The organism is Vulcaniibacterium gelatinicum (assembly GCF_008033445.1).
Classification (GTDB): Bacteria; Pseudomonadota; Gammaproteobacteria; order Xanthomonadales; family Xanthomonadaceae; genus Vulcaniibacterium_B; species Vulcaniibacterium_B gelatinicum.
On the sequence record NZ_VNKO01000020.1, the window covers coordinates 1 to 19,028 of the forward strand.

At 72.5% G+C, this 19,028-nt stretch carries 17 protein-coding genes; 7 read left to right on the forward strand and 10 right to left on the reverse strand.

What is annotated here, in order from left to right; all coding sequences use genetic code 11:
- Positions 1–168: 168 nt before the first annotated feature.
- The 5 genes from FPV26_RS10985 to FPV26_RS11005 all read right to left on the reverse strand — a co-directional run bounded on the left by FPV26_RS10985 (position 169) and on the right by FPV26_RS11005 (position 5,808).
- Complete coding sequence (locus FPV26_RS10985; RefSeq protein WP_147653930.1) at positions 169–1,254, reverse strand: ABC transporter permease; 1,086 nt, start codon at positions 1,252–1,254, stop codon at positions 169–171.
- On the reverse strand, positions 1,251–2,180 hold the full coding sequence (locus tag FPV26_RS10990; RefSeq protein ID WP_147653977.1) for an ABC transporter ATP-binding protein: 930 nt from the start codon (positions 2,178–2,180) through the stop codon (positions 1,251–1,253). Before FPV26_RS10990 ends, FPV26_RS10985 begins: the two co-directional genes overlap by 4 nt.
- A 32-nt stretch (positions 2,181–2,212) precedes the next feature.
- Positions 2,213–3,181, reverse strand: coding sequence for an HlyD family secretion protein (locus FPV26_RS10995; RefSeq protein ID WP_425473096.1), 969 nt, complete (start codon positions 3,179–3,181; stop codon positions 2,213–2,215).
- A 65-nt stretch (positions 3,182–3,246) separates the two neighbouring features.
- Entirely contained in the window at positions 3,247–4,017 is a 771-nt protein-coding gene (locus tag FPV26_RS11000) for a TetR/AcrR family transcriptional regulator (protein ID WP_147653932.1), read from the reverse strand.
- A 123-nt stretch (positions 4,018–4,140) separates the two neighbouring features.
- Positions 4,141–5,808, reverse strand: coding sequence for an amidohydrolase (locus tag FPV26_RS11005; RefSeq protein ID WP_147653933.1), 1,668 nt, complete (start codon positions 5,806–5,808; stop codon positions 4,141–4,143).
- 105 nt (positions 5,809–5,913) lie between these two features.
- On the opposite strand from FPV26_RS11005, the gene FPV26_RS11010 reads away from it, so the two are divergent.
- From FPV26_RS11010 to FPV26_RS11040, 7 genes are all read left to right on the forward strand, one after another.
- Positions 5,914–6,894, forward strand: a complete 981-nt coding sequence (locus FPV26_RS11010; protein ID WP_147653934.1) for a PhoH family protein — start codon at positions 5,914–5,916, stop codon at positions 6,892–6,894.
- Between the two features lie 26 nt (positions 6,895–6,920).
- Positions 6,921–7,394: an rRNA maturation RNase YbeY gene (ybeY, locus tag FPV26_RS11015; RefSeq protein ID WP_147653935.1), complete on the forward strand. Its 474-nt coding sequence runs from the start codon at positions 6,921–6,923 to the stop codon at positions 7,392–7,394.
- 100 nt (positions 7,395–7,494) lie between these two features.
- On the forward strand, positions 7,495–8,355 hold the full coding sequence (locus FPV26_RS11020) for a CorC family transporter (RefSeq protein ID WP_147653936.1): 861 nt from the start codon (positions 7,495–7,497) through the stop codon (positions 8,353–8,355).
- A complete protein-coding gene (locus FPV26_RS11025; RefSeq protein WP_147653937.1) occupies positions 8,342–9,499 on the forward strand; it encodes a lipoprotein N-acyltransferase Lnb domain-containing protein in 1,158 nt (385 codons plus the stop codon). The genes FPV26_RS11020 and FPV26_RS11025 overlap by 14 nt, the downstream gene beginning before the upstream one ends.
- Before the next feature lie 30 nt (positions 9,500–9,529).
- On the forward strand, positions 9,530–10,537 hold the full coding sequence (corA, locus tag FPV26_RS11030) for a magnesium/cobalt transporter CorA (protein WP_147653938.1): 1,008 nt from the start codon (positions 9,530–9,532) through the stop codon (positions 10,535–10,537).
- Between the two features lie 318 nt (positions 10,538–10,855).
- Complete coding sequence (locus FPV26_RS11035; protein ID WP_147653939.1) at positions 10,856–12,913, forward strand: carbon starvation CstA family protein; 2,058 nt, start codon at positions 10,856–10,858, stop codon at positions 12,911–12,913.
- Positions 12,888–13,100, forward strand: a complete 213-nt coding sequence (locus FPV26_RS11040; RefSeq protein WP_220429087.1) for a YbdD/YjiX family protein — start codon at positions 12,888–12,890, stop codon at positions 13,098–13,100. The genes FPV26_RS11035 and FPV26_RS11040 overlap by 26 nt, the downstream gene beginning before the upstream one ends.
- Here the strand turns inward: FPV26_RS11040 and FPV26_RS11045 are convergent.
- The 5 genes from FPV26_RS11045 to FPV26_RS11060 all read right to left on the reverse strand — a co-directional run bounded on the left by FPV26_RS11045 (position 13,070) and on the right by FPV26_RS11060 (position 19,018).
- A complete protein-coding gene (locus FPV26_RS11045; protein WP_147653941.1) occupies positions 13,070–13,300 on the reverse strand; it encodes a hypothetical protein in 231 nt (76 codons plus the stop codon). The genes FPV26_RS11040 and FPV26_RS11045 overlap by 31 nt on opposite strands.
- Positions 13,301–13,444: 144 nt before the next feature.
- Complete coding sequence (locus FPV26_RS12695) at positions 13,445–13,615, reverse strand: hypothetical protein (RefSeq protein ID WP_181952643.1); 171 nt, start codon at positions 13,613–13,615, stop codon at positions 13,445–13,447.
- Positions 13,616–13,664: 49 nt separating this feature from the next.
- Positions 13,665–14,924, reverse strand: a complete 1,260-nt coding sequence (locus FPV26_RS11050) for a DUF819 family protein (RefSeq protein ID WP_147653942.1) — start codon at positions 14,922–14,924, stop codon at positions 13,665–13,667.
- Positions 14,925–14,979: 55 nt separating this feature from the next.
- Positions 14,980–17,052: a S9 family peptidase gene (locus FPV26_RS11055; RefSeq protein ID WP_147653943.1), complete on the reverse strand. Its 2,073-nt coding sequence runs from the start codon at positions 17,050–17,052 to the stop codon at positions 14,980–14,982.
- Positions 17,053–17,071: 19 nt separating this feature from the next.
- Positions 17,072–19,018, reverse strand: a complete 1,947-nt coding sequence (locus tag FPV26_RS11060; protein WP_147653944.1) for an OPT family oligopeptide transporter — start codon at positions 19,016–19,018, stop codon at positions 17,072–17,074.
- Positions 19,019–19,028 lie beyond the last annotated feature (10 nt).

Here is a 19,028-nt window from a genome sequence, read left to right on the forward strand (position 1 = left end):
ACCTGCGCACCGCTGCGGCGATCGCCACCCCGGTCGAGCGTTCGCTGCAGCGGTTGGCGGAACTGGAGCACGGGCAGCCGCAGCCGCCGTCGCCGGCATGGGCGCAGACGCACGCGCGCGGCGAACCCGAGGCCCCGCGCCTGGCCCTGAGGTGACACGCCGGACGCCTCAATCCAGGCGCTTGCGGAACCGCAGGATCGCCGCGGTCATCATCAGCACGGTGAAGGCGGCCAGGGCGAGCACGTCCGGCCACAGTTCGAGCAGGTCCGCGCCGCGCAGCATCACCCCGCGCACCAGGCGCAGGAAGTGGGTCAGCGGCAGCGCCTCGGCGAGCCACTGCGCGGCCCTGGGCATGCCCGAGAACGGGAACATGAAGCCCGACAGCAGGATCGAGGGCAGGAACACGAAGAAGGTCATCTGCATCGCCTGGAACTGCGAACGCGCGGCGGTGGAGATCAGCAGGCCCAGGGTGAGGTTGGCCAGGATCAGCAGCACCGCGGCCAGGTACACGTCGAGCGCGCTGCCGCGGATCGGCACCTCGAACAGCCACAGCCCGAGCAGCAGCACCAGCGTGGTCTGGACCAGGCCGATCGCCACGTACGGCAGCACCTTGCCGAGCATCAGCTCGGTGCGCGAGACCGGGGTGGCGATCAGCAGCTCCATGTTGCCGCGTTCGCGTTCGCGCACGATCGCCACCGCGGTGAACAGGACCATGGTCATGGTCAGGATCACGCCGATCAGGCCGGGCACGATGTTCACCGCCGAGCGCCGCTCCGGGTTGTAGAAGCCGACCACGGCGATCTGCGGCGGCCGCCGCGCGCCGCCGGCGCCGTCCAGCGGCATCTGCGCGAGCTGGATCGCCGCGCTCTGGACCACGGTGTCGGATCCGTCCACCAGCACCTGCACCGCCTCGCGGCCCTCGGCCAGGCGCCGCTCGAAGTCCGGCGGCACCACCACGCCGACGCTGATCTCGCCGCGCCGCAGCAGTTCCATCAGCTCCTGCGGCGCGCGCGCCTGCCGCACCGGCGCGATCACGCCGGTGGCGACCATGTCCATCACCAGCGCGCGCGAGGCGGCGGTGTTGGCCTGGTCGGCGATGCCGGCGTCGAGGTCGCGCAGGTTGAGGTTGATGGCGTAGCCGAACAGCACCAGCTGCAGCACCGGCACGCCGACGATCATCGCCAGGGTGATGCGGTCGCGGCGCAATTGCCGCACTTCCTTGAGCATCACCGCGAACAGGCGGCGCAGGCTCATGCGGCGCGCTCCTGCGCAAGCGCGCGGCCGCGGGTGGCGGCGACGAACACGTCCTCCAGGTTCGGCGCGGCCGGCGCGACCTCGGCCGCCACGCCGGCTCCGGCCAGCACCGCGCGCAGGCGCTCCGCGGCACCGCCATCCTCGGCCGTCAGCACGCGCAGCGCGTTGCCGACCTGGACCACGCTGACCACGCCGGGCGCCGCCTGCAACGCTTCCCGCGCGCGCCGCGGTTGCGCGGCGTGCACGACCAGGGTGCGGCCGGCGAGCGCGCCGGCCAGCGCCGCCGGCGCGCCGTCGGCGACCAGCACGCCGCGGTCGAGGATCGCCAGGCGGTGGCAGCGCTCGGCCTCGTCCATCAGGTGGGTGGAGACCAGAATCGTGGTGCCGGCGTCGGCCAGCTCGAAGAGTTTTTCCCAGAAGTCGCGGCGCGATTCGGGGTCCACCGCGCTGGTCGGTTCGTCCAGGAACAGCAGCTCGGGCGCATGGATCACCGCGCCGGCCAGCGCCAGGCGCTGCTTCTGGCCGCCGCTCAAGGTGCCGGCGAGCTGCTTCTGCCGGTCCGCGAAGTGGTACTGCACCAGCAGTTCCTCGATCCGGGCTGCGGCGCGGCGACGCGGGAGGTCCTGCACCGCGGCCAGGAACTCCAGGTTCTGGCGCACGGTGAGGTCCTCGAACAGCGAGAACTTCTGGGTCATGTAGCCGATCCGGCGCCGCAGCGCCTCGGACTGCTCGGGCACGCGCAGGCCGAGCACCTCGATCTCGCCCGCGCTCGGCGCGAGCAGGCCGCACAGCATGCGGATGGTGGTGGTCTTGCCCGAACCGTTGGGGCCGAGGAAGCCACACACCTGCGCCCGCGGCACGGTCAGGTCCACGCCGTCCACGGCCTGCAATGCGCCGAAGCGCTTGCCCAGGCCGCGGGCGCGGATGGCGACGTCGGCGGACATGGCCGCGGCCGGGTTCAACGCCGGAACTCCACCCGCACCGGCAGGCCGGCCGGCAGGCCGCGGGCGGCCGGGTCGGTCAGCGCGATCTCGGCCAGCCAACTCAGGCGCGCGGCGTCCTTGCCGATCAGCGCGTAGTACGGGGTGAACACGGGCTCGCTGCGGATCATGCGCACGCGCCCGGCGAACGTGTCCTCGCGGCCGTGCACGAACACGCGCACCGCCTGCCCCGCCCGCACCTGGACGCGGATCGGTTCGGGCACGTACACGCGCGCATACGGCGCCTCGCCGACCAGCAGCACCGCCAGCGGCGCGCCGGCCGGCGGCTGGTCGCCGGGTTCGTACGGCAGGCTGTCCACCACGCCGGCGCGCGGCGCGAGCACGTCGAGCTTGCCGCGCGTGGTCCGCTGTGCGCGCGCCTGCGCCTGCGCGGCGGCCACGGCGGCGCGGCCCTGGGCGAGGCGCTCGGCGCGCGTGCCCCGCTCCAGCTCCAGCAGCGCCTGCTGCGCGGCCTGCACCTGCGCCTGCGCGCCCTCGGCGGCGGCGCGGGCGCGGTCCACCTCGGCCGAGGCCACCAGCCGGCGTTCGCCGAGCGGGCGCACGCGCGCGTAGTACGCCTGCGCGTCGCGGGCCTGCGCCTGCGCGGCGGCGAGCTGCGCGCGCGCCTGCGCGATCGCTTCGCGGCGCGGTCCGGCCTCCAGTTCCGCCAGCGCCTGGCGCTGGCGCTCGGCCTCGGCCTGTGCGGCCTCGACCGCGGCCTGGGCCCGGTCGGGCTCGAGCTGCAGCAGCGGCTGTCCGGCACGCACCCGCTCGCCCTCGCGCACGTGGATCGCGACGATGCGCTCGCTCGCCGGCGCCGGCAGGGTGATGCGGTCGTACTCGAGCGTGCCGAGCGCCTGCGGCGGCTCGGGCTGGCAGGCGGTCAAGGCGAGCAGCAGAGCCAGCCACGGATGGACACGGATGAACACGGATCGGGCAAGCGGCAGGAACCGCCGGGCCAGGCCGGTCCGTCTCCGCGATGAAGCAAGCACGGCCATCGTCTTCTCCGTTTTCATCCGTGTGGATCCGTGTGCATCCGGGTGGGCCCGCCCTCGAGCCCCAAGCCGCGGCCGAGCAGCGCGAGCGCGTGGTCGCGCAGGCGCTCGGGGGAGATGTCTTCGGCGTCGAACATGCTGCGCCACAGCGGCGCGCTGGCGGCGGGGAACAGGGTCAGGCCGACCAGCGACACCACCACCAGGCGCGGGTCGAGGCCGGGATCGAGCGTGCCCGCGCGCTGCGCCTGCGCCAGCTTCTGCACCAGCAATTGCGGCAGTTGCGGGGCGAACCGCGCCAGCAGCACCTCGCGCAGCGCGCCGCCCTCGCACAGCACCTCGCGCACCCACAGCGGCGGCAGCCACGGATGGCGCGCGACCACCTCGGCCATGCCGCGCACGAAGCCGGCGACCAGCGCGGCCGGGGCGTCGCCGGCGCCCAGCACCGCCTCGCGCACGTGGGCGAACGCAGGCATCAGGCGTTCGGCAACCACCGCTTCCTGCAGGCGCGCCTTGTCGCCGAAGTAGTAATGCACCAGCGCCGGGTTCACGCCCGCCTCGGCCGCGATCCGGCGCAGCGTGGCGGCGCCGATGCCCTCACGGACGAAGCAGGCGATGGCGGCGTCGAGCAGGCGCTCGCGCAGGTCGGGGCCGTCGCCGGCGGGGCGGCCGGCGGGGCGACGCTTCGCCGGGCGCGCCGGCTCCCCGCCCGGTGCACGTGCCGGCTCCCGCGGTGCCCGCGACGGGGCGGAGCGGGCGGTGGGGCGAGCGGCGGCGGGGCGGCGGGCCATGCCCGTATTTAATTCACCGTTTAATTCATTTGCAAGCACCGTTCGTCAGCGGCGGCCGGGCGCCCCGGGCACTGGGTATAACGGGGCCGCGGACGGCGTTGCGGCGAAGGCGATGGGAGGCGGCTACCTGGCCTCGTACACGGGGCGCCCGTCCACGTAGGTGGCGCGGATCGGGAGCGTGCGCAGACGGGCCGGCTCGACCGCGAGCGGATCCTCGCCCAGGATCACGAAATCGGCGCGCTTGCCGGGTTCGAGGCTGCCCACCTCCTGCTCGGCGAAGCCGGCGTAGGCCGCGTCGCGGGTGAAGCCGCGCAGGGCCTCGAACGCGGTCAGCTTCTCCTCCGGGTGCCAGCCGCCGGGCGGCTGCCCTTGCGCGTCGGCACGGGTGACGGCGGCGTACAGGCCCAGGCGCGGATCCACCGACTCCACCGGGAAGTCCGAGCCCAACGCCAGCCGGGCGCCGCTGTCGCGCAGTTGCCGCCAGGCATAGGCCCCGACCGCGCGCGCGGGGCCGAGCCGGTCCTCCGCCCACGGCATGTCGCTGGTGGCGTGGGTGGGCTGCATTGAGGCGATCACCCCGAGCCGGGCCAGGCGCGGCAGGTCCTCCGGCGCCAGCACCTGCGCGTGCTCGATCCGCCAGCGGTGGTCGCCAGCCGCGTCGGCGCCGAGCACCTCGACATAGGCATCGAGCACCTCGCGATTGCCGCGGTCGCCGATCGCATGGGTGGCCGCCTGCACGCCGCAACGCCTGGCTTTCGCCAGCGCGTCGCGCAACCGCTGCGGCGACATCAGCAGCAGGCCGCGGTTGCCCGGATCGTCGGCGTAGTCGGCGAGCAGCGCGGCGCCGCGGCTGCCCAGCGCGCCGTCGGCGTAGAGCTTGACCGTGCGCATGCGCAGGCGGCCCGACGGATGCGCGTACAGGCCCTCGCGGCACAGCCATTCCAGCGCCTCGCCGTCGCCGTCGGCCATCGCGGTGATGCGCAGCGGCAGGCGCCCGGCGTCGGCGAGCGCGATGTAGCGCCGCAGCTCGGCGCGCGAGACGCCGGCATCGTGCACGCCGGTCAGGCCGTGGGCGACGGCCTCGCGCATGCCGAGCTCGAGCGCGCGCAGCGCGGTGGCCTCGTCCAGCGGCGGCACCGCCGCGTCCACCAGCGCCATCGCCGCATCCACGAAGATCCCGGTCGGCCGGCCCTGCGCGTCGCGCAGGATCTGGCCGCCCTCGGGCTGCCAGCTGCCGCCGAGTTCGCGCCGCACCGCGCGCATCGCCGCGCTGTTGGCCCAGCCGGCGTGGCCGTCCACCCGCTGCAGCCAGACCGGACGGTCCGGGAACGCGGCGTCGAGGTCGGCGGCGGTGGGGAAGGCTTTCTCCGGCCAGTCGTTCTGGTCCCAGCCGCGGCCCTGCAGCCAGGCGCCCGGCGGCAGTTCGCGCGCGAACGCGCGCAGGCGCTCGATCACCTCCTGCTTGCTGCGCGCGCCGACCAGATCCACCTGCCGCCGGCTCAGGCCGAGGTTGCCGACATGGCCATGCGCATCGATCAGGCCCGGAACCACCGTCGCCGAGCCGAAGTCGAGCCGCCGCGCGCGCGGGAACCGGGCCAGCACCTCGTCGCGTCCGCCCACCGCCAGCAGCCGGCCCTGCGCGTCCCAGGCCAGCGCCTGCGCCCGCGGCCGGGCCGGGTCGAGGGTGTGGATCCGCGCCGCGGTCAGCACCGTGACGCCATCGTCGGCGCGCGCTGGCATCGCCGCCACCGCCAGGACCGCCGCCAACACCGGGAGCGCCAATGCACGCATGGCCGTGTCCTTCGTCGAGGGAGGCACCCGACTTTGCGAAAAAGCCCGGACAGGCGCAAGCTGCGCACGCGCACCTCGTCCCCCGCCCCGGCGCGCCCCGACCGCATGACCGCCCCCGTCCAACGCGACTTCGTCCTCGAACCCGCCGACAGCGAACGCCTGGCCAACCTGGCCGGCCCGTTCGACGACCACCTGCGCATGATCGAGCTGCGCCTGGGCGTGGAGATCGCCAACCGCGGCAACGTCTTCCGCCTCACCGGCCCCGACGAAGCGGTCGAGCGTGCCGAGAAGCTGCTGCGCGAGCTGTACGCGGAGGCCGCCGACGAGGTGCTCGACGGGCATGCGATCAACCTGCGCCTCGGCACCGCGACGGGCCGCGGCGGGAACGACGAGGCCACGCCGCAGGAAGTGGTGGTCCGGGTCAAGCGCGGCACCATCCGCGGCCGCAGCGCCAACCAGCAGAAATACCTGCACGCGATCGCCACCCACGACATCAACTTCGGCATCGGCCCGGCCGGCACCGGCAAGACCTTCCTGGCCGTGGCGATGGCGGTGGACGCGCTGAACGAATCGCGGGTGCAGCGCCTGATCCTGGTCCGGCCCGCGGTCGAGGCCGGCGAGAAGCTCGGCTTCCTGCCCGGCGACCTGGCGCAGAAGGTGGACCCGTACCTGCGCCCGCTCTACGACGCGCTGTACGAGATGCTGGGCGTGGAGAAGGTGGTCAAGCTGCTGGAGAAGAACGTCATCGAGATCGCGCCGCTGGCGTACATGCGCGGACGCACGCTCAACGACGCGTTCGTGATCCTCGACGAGGCGCAGAACACCTCGATCGAGCAGATGAAGATGTTCCTGACCCGGATCGGCTTCGGCAGCACCGCGGTGATCACCGGCGACCTGACCCAGATAGACCTGCCGCGGCACCAGAAGTCGGGCCTGAAGGACGCGCTGGACGTGCTGCGCGGCGTGGACGGCATCAGCTTCACCTTCTTCGAGGCGCGCGACGTGGTGCGCCATCCGCTGGTGGCGCGGATCGTGGACGCCTACGGCGCGCGCGACCACAAGGACGCGCAGACCGGACCGGCGTAGACTGCCGGGGCCAACGGGGAGCGACGATGACCAGGGGACCGATCCGCCTCGACGTCAGCATCAGCTATGCCGTGCCGCGCGCCGGCGTGCCCGCTCCCGCGAGCTTCCGCAAGTGGGCGGCGGCGGCGCTGGCCGGCCGCATCCGCGAGGCCGACCTCGCCATCCGCATCGTCGGCACCAAGGAGGGGCGCGCGCTCAACCGCCACTACCGCGGCAAGGACTACGCCACCAACGTGCTGAGCTTCCCCGCCGAGCTGCCCGAGGGCGTGCGCCTGCCGCTGCTCGGCGACCTGGTGCTGTGCGCGCCGGTGATCGCGCGCGAGGCGCGAGAGCAGAAGAAGCCCCTCGCCGCGCACTACGCCCACCTCACCGTGCACGGCGTGCTGCACCTGCTCGGCTGGGACCACGACGACCCGCGCGAGGCCGACTGCATGGAGCAGCTCGAGCGCGAGATCCTGGCCGAGCTGGGGATCGCCGACCCGTACGCGCCCGCCGACTGAGCGCCCGCCTGCCCCCGGCCGTCCGGCTGTCACGTCGGCCCCCCGTTCCGCGCTAGACTTTGAACCAGCCGCTCCGTCCGCGGAGCCTCGTCCACCGACCATGTCCGAAGACGACAGTCCCCACGTCTCAGAACAGCCCGAAAAGCGCCGTTCCTGGCTCGACCGCCTCGCCGCGGCCCTTTCGGGCGAACCCGCCACCCGCGAAGACCTCGTCGAGCTGCTGCGCGACGTGCAGGCCGACGGCCTGATCGCCGCCGACACGCTGCGGATGATGGAGGGCGCGCTCGCCGTGTCCGACCTCACCGTGGGCGACGTGATGGTGCCGCGCGCGCAGATGGTGTCGCTGCCGGCCGCCGCGCCCCTGCCCGAGCTGATGCGGATGGTGGTGGAGTCCGGCCACTCGCGTTTCCCGGTCCACGGCGAGGACAAGGACGAGATCCTCGGCATCCTGCTGGCCAAGGACCTGCTGCGGGTGGTGGTGGCCGAGGGCGGCCCGCACGGCGTGCGCGAGCTGCTGCGCCCGGCGGTGCTGATCCCGGAATCCAAGCGCCTGAACGTGCTGCTGCGCGAGTTCCGCCAGTCGCGCAACCACATGGCGATCGTGGTGGACGAGTACGGCGGCGTGGCCGGCCTGGTGACGATCGAGGACGTGCTCGAGCAGATCGTCGGCGAGATAGACGACGAGCACGACGTGGCCGAGGAAGGCGCGCCGCGGATCGCGCAGGCCGACGGCCACTACATCGTGGACGCGCTGACCCCGATCGCGGACTTCAACGAACGCTTCGGCGCCGACTTCGGCGACGACGAATACGACACCATCGGCGGCCTGGTCACGGCCGCGATCGGGCACCTGCCCGAGGTCGGCGAGGAACTCACCATCGGCCGCTTCACCTTCCGCGTCGCGCGCGCCGATGCCCGCCGCCTGCACGCGCTGCATGTGAGCGTGCATGCGGACCATTGAGGGAGTGCTCGCGGCGCTGGCCCTGTGGCTGTGCGCCGCCGTCGCCTGCGCCGCGCCGCGGATCGGCGTGGTGACGATGCAGCCGGGCGAGATCTTCTGGGAGCGCTTCGGCCACAACGCGATCGTGGTGGACGACCCCGAGGACGGGCCGCCGGTGTCGTACAACTTCGGCTTCTTCGACCTCGACGAGCCGGGGTTCCACCGCCGCTTCGTGCGCGGCGAGATGGAATACGCGCTGGTCGCGCTGCCGCTGGCGCAGGACCTGCGCTACTACGAGGACGTCGGCCGCGGCGCCTTCATCCAGTGGCTCGACCTGCGCCCGGAGCAGGCGCGCCGCCTGGCGCGGGCGCTGGCCGAGAACGCGCGCCCGGAGAACGCGCGCTACCGCTACGACTACTTCACCGACAACTGCTCCACGCGCGTGCGCGACGCGCTCGACCTGGCGCTCGACGGCGCCCTGCAGCGGCAGCTGTCGGTGCGCTCGCAGGGCAACACCTACCGCAGCGAGGCGGTGCGGCTGGCCTCGCCGGCACCGTGGCTGTGGCTGGGCTTCGACCTCGGCCTGGGCCCGTACGCGGACCGGCCGCTGTCGCGCTGGGAGGAGGGCTTCGTGCCGATGCGGCTCGCAGACGCGCTGCGCGAGGTCCGCAACGGCGACGGCCGGCCGCTGGTGCTGCGCGAGGAAGTGCTGCTGCCGCACCGGATCGCGCCGGAGCCGCCGGAGCGGCCGCGGCGGGTGTGGGCCTGGCTGCTCGCGGGCCTGGCGCTGGCCGGCGCGATCCTGCTCGCGGGGCGACGCCACCCGCGCCTGCTCGCGGCCGCCGCGCTGCCGTTCTGGACCGCGGCCGGCGCGCTCGGCCTGACCCTGCTGTTCCTGTGGTGCGGCACCACGCACCGCGCCGCCTGGGCCAACCACAACCTGCTGCTGCTCGGCCCGCAGGCGCTGGCGCTGCTGCCCGGCGGCTGGCGGCTGCTGCGCGGGCGCGCCCCCGGCCGCGGGTTCCCGCGTCTGCTCGCGCTCAATGCCGGGCTGGCGCTGCTGACCCTGCCGCTGCAGCTGCTGCCGGGCGCGCAGTACCAGCTGCCGTGGATCGCGCTGCTGCTGCCGGTGCACTTGGCCCTGGCCCGCGCCCTGCGGCGCTGAGGCTTGCCGCGGCCCGGCGCGGCGGGCACGATGCCGCGCATGACGCCCCAGGACGGCACGCTGCCCGGCTCCGTGGTCAACTGCGCCGCCTACGATCGTGCGGGGCGCCGCCGCGACCTCACCCTCGACCAGATCAGCGAGGTGCTCGCCGACGACGACGGCAGTTTCGTCTGGGTCGGCCTGCACGAGCCGGAGGACGCGCTGCTGCTCAAGCTGCAGGAGGAGTTCGGCCTGCACGATCTGGCGATCGAGGACGCGCAGCATGCGCACCAGCGGCCCAAGCTCGAGGCGTACGGCGACGGGCTGTTCATCGCGGTGCACACGGCGCAGGTGGTGGACGAGCGGATCCGCTTCGGCGAGACGCACGCGTTCCTGGGGCCGCGTTACCTGGTCACGGTGCGGCACGGGGCGTCGCTGTCGTATGCGCCGGTGCGGGCACGGGCGGAGCGCGAGCCGGAGCTGCTGGCGCACGGGCCGGCCTTCGCGCTGTACGCGGTGCTCGACTTCATCGTGGACAACTACCTGCCGATCGTCTCGGAGTTCCGCGACGCGCTGAGTGCGCTCGAGCACGACATCTTCGCCGAGACCTTCCGCCGCGAGACCATCGTGCGGTTGTACGACCTCAAGCGCGACCTGATGCAGCTGCGGCTGGCGGTGGCGCCGATGCAGGACATCCTGTCGCAGCTCACGCGCCTGCACGCCTCGCTGGTGCCGGAGGAGATGCGGCTGTACTTCCGCGACGTGCACGACCATTCGATCCGGGTCAGCGAGGCCACCGACACGCTGCGGGAGATGCTGACGGCGGCGATGAGCGTGCATCTGTCGCTGGTGACGATCCAGCAGGGCGAGGTGGTGAAGAAGCTCGCCGGCTGGGCGGCGCTGCTGGCGGCGCCGACGCTGGTGGCGAGCTGGTACGGGATGAATTTCAGGCACATGCCCGAGCTGGGCGCCCGCTGGAGCTACGCGGTCGTCATCGCGGTGACCGCGCTGGTGTGCCTGGGGCTGTACCGGTACCTGAAGAAGGTGCGCTGGCTGTAGCGCCTCTTTTGTCGCTGCGGGTGGGGCATTGATATGCCCGCTGTCCATGGTGGCGGTGTGTGTCTTTGTCGCTTCGGGCGGGGGCGCCGGCATGCCTGGGGTGGGGTTCGCCGCGTGGGCCCCGCGTCCGGCTCCGACACGCGGCCGCGCGCCCGTGCCGCTGCGCGGCCCGGTCCGGCCCCGCGCAGCGGCGTTCCTGACCGAGCGGAAAGCGCCCCCCCGCGCACCGGACCCGGGCCGACCATCTCGTCTACCGGCAATTGACCATCGCCGCGCACATGGCCACCCTTCCGCCATCCACCCGGAGGGGATGACGGAATGAAGCTTCTGCAGTGGCTCGGCTGGGGTGCGGTGTCCGTGTTCGCGGCGTTCAGCCTCGGCACCGTGGCGCTGGCGCGCGGGGAGACGATCAGCGCGATGTGGATCGTCGCCGCCGCGGTCTCCGTGTTCGCCATCGGCTACCGCTTCTACGCCCTGTACATCGCCCACCACGCCCTCCGGCTCGACCCCAACCGCGCCACCCCTGCCTGGCGGCGCAACGACGGACTCGACTACGTCCCCACCCCGAAACCGGTGCTGTTCGGCCACCACTTCGCCGCCATCGCCGGCGCCGGCCCCCTGGTCGGCCCCGTGCTCGCCGCACAGATGGGCTACCTGCCCGGCATGCTCTGGATCCTGTTCGGCGTGCTCCTCGCCGGCGCGGTGCAGGACTTCATGGTCCTGCTCCTGTCCACCCGCCGCGACGGCCGCTCGCTCGGCGAAATGATTCGCACCGAGATGGGCGCCGCCGCCGGCCTGACCGCGATGGTCGGCATCCTCGCGATCATGGTGATCCTGCTCGCCGTGCTCGCCCTGGTGGTGGTCAAGGCGCTGGCGGTCAGCCCCTGGGGCACCTTCACCGTCGCCATGACCATCCCCACCGCCCTGCTGATGGGCGCCTACCTGCGCTGGCTGCGCCCCGGCCGCATCCTCGAGGTCTCCCTGCTCGGCCTGGCCCTGCTGCTGGCCTCGATCTGGATCGGCGGCAAGGTCGCCGCCTCGCCGGTGTGGGGCCCGATGTTCACCTTCGACGGCCGCGCCCTGGCCTGGATGCTGATCGCCTACGGCTTCGTCGCCGCGGTGCTGCCGGTGTGGCTGCTGCTCGCCCCGCGCGACTATCTCTCGACCTTCCTCAAGATCGGCACCGTCGTCCTGCTCGCGCTCGCAGTGCTGGTGGCGATGCCGGAGCTGAAGATGCCGGCGGTGACCCGGTTCGTGGACGGCACCGGCCCGGTGTTCGCCGGCGACCTGTTCCCGTTCCTGTTCATCACCATCGCCTGCGGCGCGGTGTCCGGCTTCCACTCGCTGGTGAGCTCCGGCACCACGCCGAAGATGCTCGAGAACGAGCTGCACGCACGTGCGATCGGCTACGGCGGGATGCTGATGGAGGCGTTCGTCGCGATCATGGCGCTGATCGCCGCCTGCGTGCTCGAGCCGGGCGTGTACTTCGCCATGAACGCGCCGACGGCGGCGATCGGCGCCAGCGCGGAATCGGCGGCGCAGGCGATCGCACAGTGGGGCTTCGTGGTCACCCCGGAGATGCTGACCCGCACCGCGCAGGACATCGGCGAGTCCACGATCCTGTCCCGCACCGGCGGCGCGCCCACGCTCGCGGTGGGCATGGCGCAGATCCTCAACGACGTGTTCGGCGGGCGCGGGATGATGGCGTTCTGGTACCACTACGCAATCCTGTTCGAGGCGCTGTTCATCCTCACCACCATCGACGCCGGCACGCGCGTGGCGCGGTTCATGCTCCAGGACCTGATCGGCGTGGCCTGGCCGGCGTTCCGCCGCACCGAGAGCTGGACCGCGAACGTGGCCTGCACCGCGCTCGCGGTGGGCGGCTGGGGCTGGTTCCTGTACCAGGGCGTGGTGGATCCGCTCGGCGGCATCAACACGCTGTGGCCGCTGTTCGGCATCGCCAACCAGATGCTGGCCGGAATCGCGCTGATCTTCTGCTGCGTGGCGCTGGTGAAGATGAAGCGCGAGCGCTGGCTGTGGATCCCGGCACTGCCGACCGCGTGGCTGCTGGTGTGCACGCTGACCGCGGGCTGGCAGAAGATCTTCCACGACGATCCGAGGATCGGCTTCCTGGCCAACGCGCACCGCTTCGCCGAGGCCGCCGCCCGGGGCGAGGTGCTGGCGCCGGCCACCTCGCTCGCGGAGATGCAGCGGATCGTGTTCAACAACCAGCTCAACGCCGCGCTGTGCGCGGTGTTCATGGCCGTGCTGCTGCTGATGCTGTGCTTCGGCCTGCGCGCCGCGCTCGCCGCGCGCCGCAGCGCCGCCCCCACCGCGCAGGAGACGCCCTATGTGGCCTTCGATCCGGCCCGCTGAGGCCATGCGCCGGTTCTGGCGCACGGCGGTGCGCACCGCGCGCCTGGCGATCGGCGTGCCCGACTACGAGGCCTACCTGGCACACATGCGCACGCACCATCCCGGACGCGCGCCGATGGATCGCGCGGGGTTCTTCGCCGAGCGGCTGCAGGCGCGTTACGGGCGCGGCCGCGCGCGCTGCTGCTGAGCGGCCCGCTCCGCCGCAAGGCCGTGGAGCCAGTGGCTGGACTTGCGCCGATCCTCGCCGCTGCGGCGGTCGGCCAGGCGGCCGGGCTCGAAACGCGCCTCGGCGCGCCGGTCCGGCTGCTGGCGGCGGTCGGCAAGGGTCTGGCGCCGGTCGGGCCCGCGGTAGGGCACGGGCTGTTTCCTGAAGAAGACGTCTTTCATCTCCGCCCCCCCGGGGGTAGGGACAGGGCATCGGGCTGCCGCCACCACACTAGCACTTCCGCGCCCGGCCGCCTGCCGCCGGCCGGCGGGGGCGTTCCGTTCATCGGTGGGGCGCGCCGGCCCGGCGTCGGCCCGGCCACGCCCTCAACGGACGCTGTCCCAACCGTTCTGCCTGCGCCGGTCCTTGCCGCCGCGGCGGTCGCCCTTGCCGGGCTCGAAGCGGATCATGTCGCGCCGGTCGCCGCCCTTGCGGCGCTCGCCCTTGCGACGGTCCGTCCCGCGGGGGCCCGCGGGCCCCGGGGTGTTGCCGGCCATGTGCCTTCCCCTCGGTGTGCCCTGCTGCGGCCAACGTGGCCGGGAGGGGTCATCCGGCCAGCCCGCGCAGCATCAACCCGGTCAGGTAGGCGCAATAGGTGCCCAGGGCGTAGCCCAGCACCGCCAGCAGCACGCCCACCGGCGCCAGCGCCGGATGGAACGCGCTGGCCACCACCGGCGCGGAGGCAGCGCCGCCGATGTTGGCCTGCGAGCCCACCGCCATGAAGAACACCGGCGCGCGGATCAGCCGCGCCACGCCCAGCATCAGCGCGGCGTGCACCGAGATCCAGATCAGCCCGAGCAGGAACAGCCACGGCCGGTCGAGCAGCGCGCGCAGGTCCATGTGCATGCCGATCGTGGCCACCAGCACGTAGAGCATGGCCGAGCCGACCTTCGACGCGCCGGCGCCTTCCAGCGACCGCGCCCGGGTGAAGCTCAGCAGCACGCCGAAGGTGGTGGCGAACACCACCAGCCAGAAGAAGCGCGAATCCAGGCTGTAGTCCTGCAACCGCCACTCCGCCGGCAGGGTCTTGATCCAGGCCACCAGCGGCTCGGCCAGGAAATGCGACAGCCCGGTCAGCCCCAAGCCGAGGGCCAGGATCACCATCAGGTCGGTGAGCGAGGGAATGCGTGCGTGTTCGGCCTGGTAGGCCTCGATCCGGCGCTTGAGGTCCTCGATCGCCGAGGTGTCGGCGCCGGTCCAGCGATCGATGGCGCCGGCGCGCGCGGCCAGGAACAGCAGCACCGCCATCCACACGTTCGCCACCAGCACGTCCACCGCGACGAACTGGCCGAACAGGGTGGCGTCCACCTCGAACACCTCCTTCATCGCCGCCTGGTTGGCGCCGCCGCCGATCCAGCTGCCGGTGAGCGTGGTCATGCCGCGCCAGGTGTCGCCCGCCACGGTCTCGGGATGGATCACGCCCATCGCCAGGAACGACACCAGCGCGCCGAGCATCACCCCCAGCGTGCCGGTGAGGAACATCGCCAGCGCCTTCGGCCCCAGGCGCAGGATCGCGCCCAGGTCTATGGCCACGCACAGCAGCACCAGCGCGCTCGGCAGCAGGTAGTCGCGCGCCATCGGGTACAGGCCCGAGGCGTTGCCGTCGATCAGGCCGAGGCTGTTGTAGATCGCCGGCAGCAGGTAGCACAGCAGCAGCGCCGGGACGTAGGTGTAGAACCGCTTCCAGAAGCCGGCCGGACGCGAGGAGGTCCAGAACACCAGGCCGAGGGTGGCGGCCAGCAGGCCGAGCACCACCGCATCGTTCTGGATCAGCGCCGTGCTCGCGGCGGATTCGGGCGAGGCCATCGTTTTCTCCTTCGGACGAGGGTGCGCCGCGCGCGCGGCGCACCCCGCGGGGCCGTCACTGGCCGAGGTACCGGTGCAGCCAGGCGTTGACGGTGTCGTGCCAGAGCACCGAGTTCTGCGGCTTCAGCACCCAGTGGTTCTCGTCGGGGAAATACAGCAGTTGCGACGGGATGCCGCGCCGTTGCAGCGCGGTGAACGTGGACAGGCTCTGGTCGATCGGCACGCGGAAGTCGTTCTGCCCGGCGACCACCAGCATCGGCACCCGCCACTTGTGGATGTGGCGCGCCGGATTGAAGCGCTCGTAGTTCTCGGGCACGTCGTGCACGGTGCCGCCGAATTCCCATTCGGTGAACCACAGCTCCTCGGTCACCAGGCCCATCGAACGGGTGTCGAACACGCCGTTGTGGTTGACCAGGCACTTCCACGGCTCGTTCCAGTTGCCGGCGATCCAGTTGACCATGTAGCCGCCGTAGCTGGCGCCGAGCGCGCAGGCCCGCTCGCCGTCCAGGAACGGGTACTTGGCCAGCGCCGCGGCCCAGCCCTTCTGCAGGTCCTCGAGCGGACGGTCGCCCCAGTGCTGCGAGATCGCGTCGGTGAAGGCCTGGCCGTAGCCGGTGGACCCGTGGAAATCGATCATCACCACGGCCCAGCCCTGCCCGGCGTAGGTCTGCGGGTTCCAGCGGTAGCTCCAGCCGTCGCCGAAGCTGCCCTGCGGGCCGCCGTGGATCAGGAACGCGACCGGATACTTCCGCCCCTTGCGGTAGTTCCACGGCTTGACCACGTAGCCGTGCACGGTCTCGCCGTTCCAGCCGACGAAGCGGAACTGCTCGTAATCGCCGAACCGCACGTCCGGCAGCATTTCCGCGGCGCTGGGGGTGATCGCGCGCAACGGCGCCTTGCCGTCCGGCGAGGTGGCGTGGATCACGTCGCCGGTCCTGAGCGTGTTGCGCGCCAGCGCGAGCGTGGGCCCGGCGAGCGCGAACGCCGACACACTGCCGTCAGCGACGATCGTCTCCACCTCGCCGTCGTCGAGCCGCACCGCGAACAGCGGATGCCGGCCGAGTTCCTGCGCGGTGGTGTAGATGCGGCGCCCGTCCGGCGACAGGGTGATGCCGTCGGCCGAGGCGTCCCAGCGCGGGGCGAGCTCGCGGCTGGCGCCGGTGGCCAGGTCCATCGCCATCAGCGCGAAGCGGTCGGCCTCGAAGCCGGGCCGGCGCATCGCGCGGTAGTACAGGGTCCTGCCGTCGGCGCTGAACACCGGGCCGGCGTCCCAGGCCTTGTTCGCCTCGGTCAGGTTCTTCGCCGGGCCGGTGCCATCGGCCTTGACCAGGTACAGGTCGAAGTTGGTGGACCAGGCTTCCTCGCGGTCGGCCTTGCGCGCGCTGAGCACCAGCGTGGCGCCGTCGGGCGACCAGGCGTAGTCGGAAGCGTCGCCGAACGGCTTGGACGGCACGTCGCCGACCACGTCCGCGCCCACCAGTGTGGCGGCCTTCGCCGGCGCCTCGCCGAGCGCGAGCACGAACACGCGGTTCAGGCGGCCGTCGCTCCAGGTGTCCCAATGGCGCACGAACAGGCGCTCGTACAACACCCCGCTGCTCTTGCGCGCGGCGCGCTCGTCGAGCTTGCCCTTGGTGCAGCCGAGGTCGCCGCCGCACTCGGGGAAGACCTCCAGGCTCAGCGCCACGCGCTTGCCGTCGGGCGAGAGCCGGTAGCTGCCGACATCGAGCGGCAGGTCGGTGAGCTGGCGCGGCTGGCCGCCGCGGGCCGGGATCGCGTACAGCTGCTGCGAACCGTTCTTCGCGCTGAGGAAGTACACCGTGGCGCCGTCCGGCGAGAACGCCGGCGAGTTGACGTTCCAGCCTTCCGGGGTGAGCCGCACCGGCGGCGCGGCGTCGCGCGCGAACAGATCCTCGATCCACAGCGAGGTGGACGCCTTGTTGGCGTCGAAGTCCACCACCCGGCGGGCGAACACCAGCAGGCGCCCGTCCGGGGAGAGCGTGGGCGAGGAATAACGGTCGAGCGTGGCCAGGTCGCGCGGCTGCAGGCCGCGCGGCGCGGCCTGCGGCGCCGCCGCGGCGGACGCGGCGGCGGCCAGCAACGGGACAAGGGCGAAGGCGTGCAGCTTCATGCGGTCGTTCTCCCTGCGGTCAGGAAGCGGAGGGCGCGGCGTGCGCGCGCACGCTGCTGCGGTACAGCATCCAGCCGACCACGGCCAACACCAGCAGGCCGGTCCACTGGCCGAAATGGAACGCCTCCGGCAGCGCCAGCACGTCGGCGCGCTCGGACAGCACGATCGGGACCGCGATCGCGATGCCCATCAGCGCCTCGCCTGTGATCAGGCCGGCCGAGAACAGGATGCCCGGACGGTGGATGCGGTCGCGCTCGACCTCGTCATGCGGGTGCACGCCGTGCTTGCGTTCCACCAGCCACGACAGCAGGCCGCCGAGGAAGATCGGCACCATCAGCTCCAGCGGCAGGTAGATGCCGATCGCCGCCGCCAGCACCGGCACGCGGAAGTGCGAGCCGCGCTTCTTCAGCCATTCGTCCACGGCGATGATCAGCGCGCCGATCACCATGCCGGCGGCGATCATGTCCCACGGCAGCTTGCCGCCGAACATGCCCTTGGCCACCGAGGCCATCAGCGTGGCCTGCGGCGCGTTGAGCGAGTTCGGGTGCTCGGGCGTGGCCGGGCCGATGCCGTAGGCGGCGGCGAGCAGGTTCAGCACCGGCGCCATGATCAGCGCGCACGAGAACGCGCCGATGCCGAGCATCAGCTGCTGCTTCCACGGCGTGGCGCCGACGAGGTAACCGGTCTTGAGGTCCTGCAGGTTGTCGCCGCCGACCGCGGCCGCGCAGCACACCACCGCGCCGATCATGATCGCGGCCACTGCGCCGATCGGCGAGCCCGCGCCGAGCAGGAGCAGCAGCACCGCGGAGGCGAACAGGATGGTGGCGATGGTGATGCCCGAGACCGGGTTGTTGGACGAGCCCACCAGGCCGGCCAGGTAGGCCGACACCGACACGAACAGGAAGCCGGCGACGATCATGATCACCGTCATCGGCACGCTCACCCACAGCTGGCCGACGATGGCCTGGTACAGCACGCCCAGCGGCACCACGAACAGCACCATGGCGACCAGCATCCACTTCATCGGCAGGTCGCGCTCGGTCTCGGCCACCGCCTCGCCGGCAGCGCTCTTGCGCGCCGCGGCGATGCCGCTGCGGATGCCCGACAGCAGCGACTTGCGCAGCGAGAACAGGGTCCAGATGCCGCCGATCAGCATCGCGCCGACGCCGAGGAAGCGGATGCGCTCGCCGCGGATGATCGCCGCCGCCTCGGCCGCGGTCTTGCCCGCGACCTGCGCGGCGACGTCCGGATCGCCGGCCATGAGGAACATGTGATAGAGCGGGATCGCGATGTTGTAGGCGAGGATGCTGCCGGACAGCACCACGATGCCGATGTTCAGGCCGACGATGTAGCCCACGCCGAGCAGCGCCGGCGACAGGTTGGTGCCCATGTAGCCGAGGTACTTGCCGAAGAAGCCCGCGCCTGCGGCGTTGTCCGGGATCAGGCGCAGGCCGCTCTCGGCCGCCAGCTTCACCAGCCCGCCGATGCCGGCGGCCAGGCCGAGGATCTTCAGGCCCGGGCCCGGGTTCTCGCCGGCCTTGAGCACTTCCGCCGCCGCCTTGCCCTCGGGGAACGGCAGCGGGTTCTCGACGATCATCGTGCGCCGCAGCGGCACCGAGAACAGCACGCCGAGCAGGCCGCCCAGGCCGGCGATCGCCAGCACCCACGAGTACCGGAAGTCCTGCCAGTAGCCGAGGATGACCAGCGCCGGGATGGTGAAGATCACCCCGGCCGCGATGGACGACGCCGCCGAGGCGCCGGTCTGCACGATCGTGTTCTCGAGGATGTGGCCGCCGCCGAGCAGGCGCAGCACGCCCATCGAGACCACCGCCGCGGGGATCGCGGTGGCGATGGTCAGGCCCGCGAACAGGCCGAGGTAGGCGTTGGCCGCCGCCAGGATCACGGCGAGCACGATCGCCAGCGCCACAGCGCGGAAGGTGAGCTGGGGAACCGCTTCGTGCCTCATCAGGAAGGAC

Coding starts and splice junctions, on each gene's coding strand:
- FPV26_RS11050 (WP_147653942.1), bottom strand. CDS start 14,924: ATGGCCTCGCCCGAATCCGCCGCGAGCACGGCGCTGATCCAGAACGAT.
- FPV26_RS11020 (WP_147653936.1), top strand. CDS start 7,495: ATGTCCGAAGACGACAGTCCCCACGTCTCAGAACAGCCCGAAAAGCGC.
- FPV26_RS11040 (WP_220429087.1), top strand. CDS start 12,888: ATGTGGCCTTCGATCCGGCCCGCTGAGGCCATGCGCCGGTTCTGGCGC.
- corA (WP_147653938.1), top strand. CDS start 9,530: ATGCCGCGCATGACGCCCCAGGACGGCACGCTGCCCGGCTCCGTGGTC.
- FPV26_RS11035 (WP_147653939.1), top strand. CDS start 10,856: ATGAAGCTTCTGCAGTGGCTCGGCTGGGGTGCGGTGTCCGTGTTCGCG.
- FPV26_RS11060 (WP_147653944.1), bottom strand. CDS start 19,018: ATGAGGCACGAAGCGGTTCCCCAGCTCACCTTCCGCGCTGTGGCGCTG.
- FPV26_RS11055 (WP_147653943.1), bottom strand. CDS start 17,052: ATGAAGCTGCACGCCTTCGCCCTTGTCCCGTTGCTGGCCGCCGCCGCG.
- FPV26_RS11025 (WP_147653937.1), top strand. CDS start 8,342: ATGCGGACCATTGAGGGAGTGCTCGCGGCGCTGGCCCTGTGGCTGTGC.
- FPV26_RS11045 (WP_147653941.1), bottom strand. CDS start 13,300: ATGAAAGACGTCTTCTTCAGGAAACAGCCCGTGCCCTACCGCGGGCCC.
- FPV26_RS12695 (WP_181952643.1), bottom strand. CDS start 13,615: ATGGCCGGCAACACCCCGGGGCCCGCGGGCCCCCGCGGGACGGACCGT.
- ybeY (WP_147653935.1), top strand. CDS start 6,921: ATGACCAGGGGACCGATCCGCCTCGACGTCAGCATCAGCTATGCCGTG.
- FPV26_RS11005 (WP_147653933.1), bottom strand. CDS start 5,808: ATGCGTGCATTGGCGCTCCCGGTGTTGGCGGCGGTCCTGGCGGTGGCG.
- FPV26_RS11010 (WP_147653934.1), top strand. CDS start 5,914: ATGACCGCCCCCGTCCAACGCGACTTCGTCCTCGAACCCGCCGACAGC.
- FPV26_RS11000 (WP_147653932.1), bottom strand. CDS start 4,017: ATGGCCCGCCGCCCCGCCGCCGCTCGCCCCACCGCCCGCTCCGCCCCG.
- FPV26_RS10985 (WP_147653930.1), bottom strand. CDS start 1,254: ATGAGCCTGCGCCGCCTGTTCGCGGTGATGCTCAAGGAAGTGCGGCAA.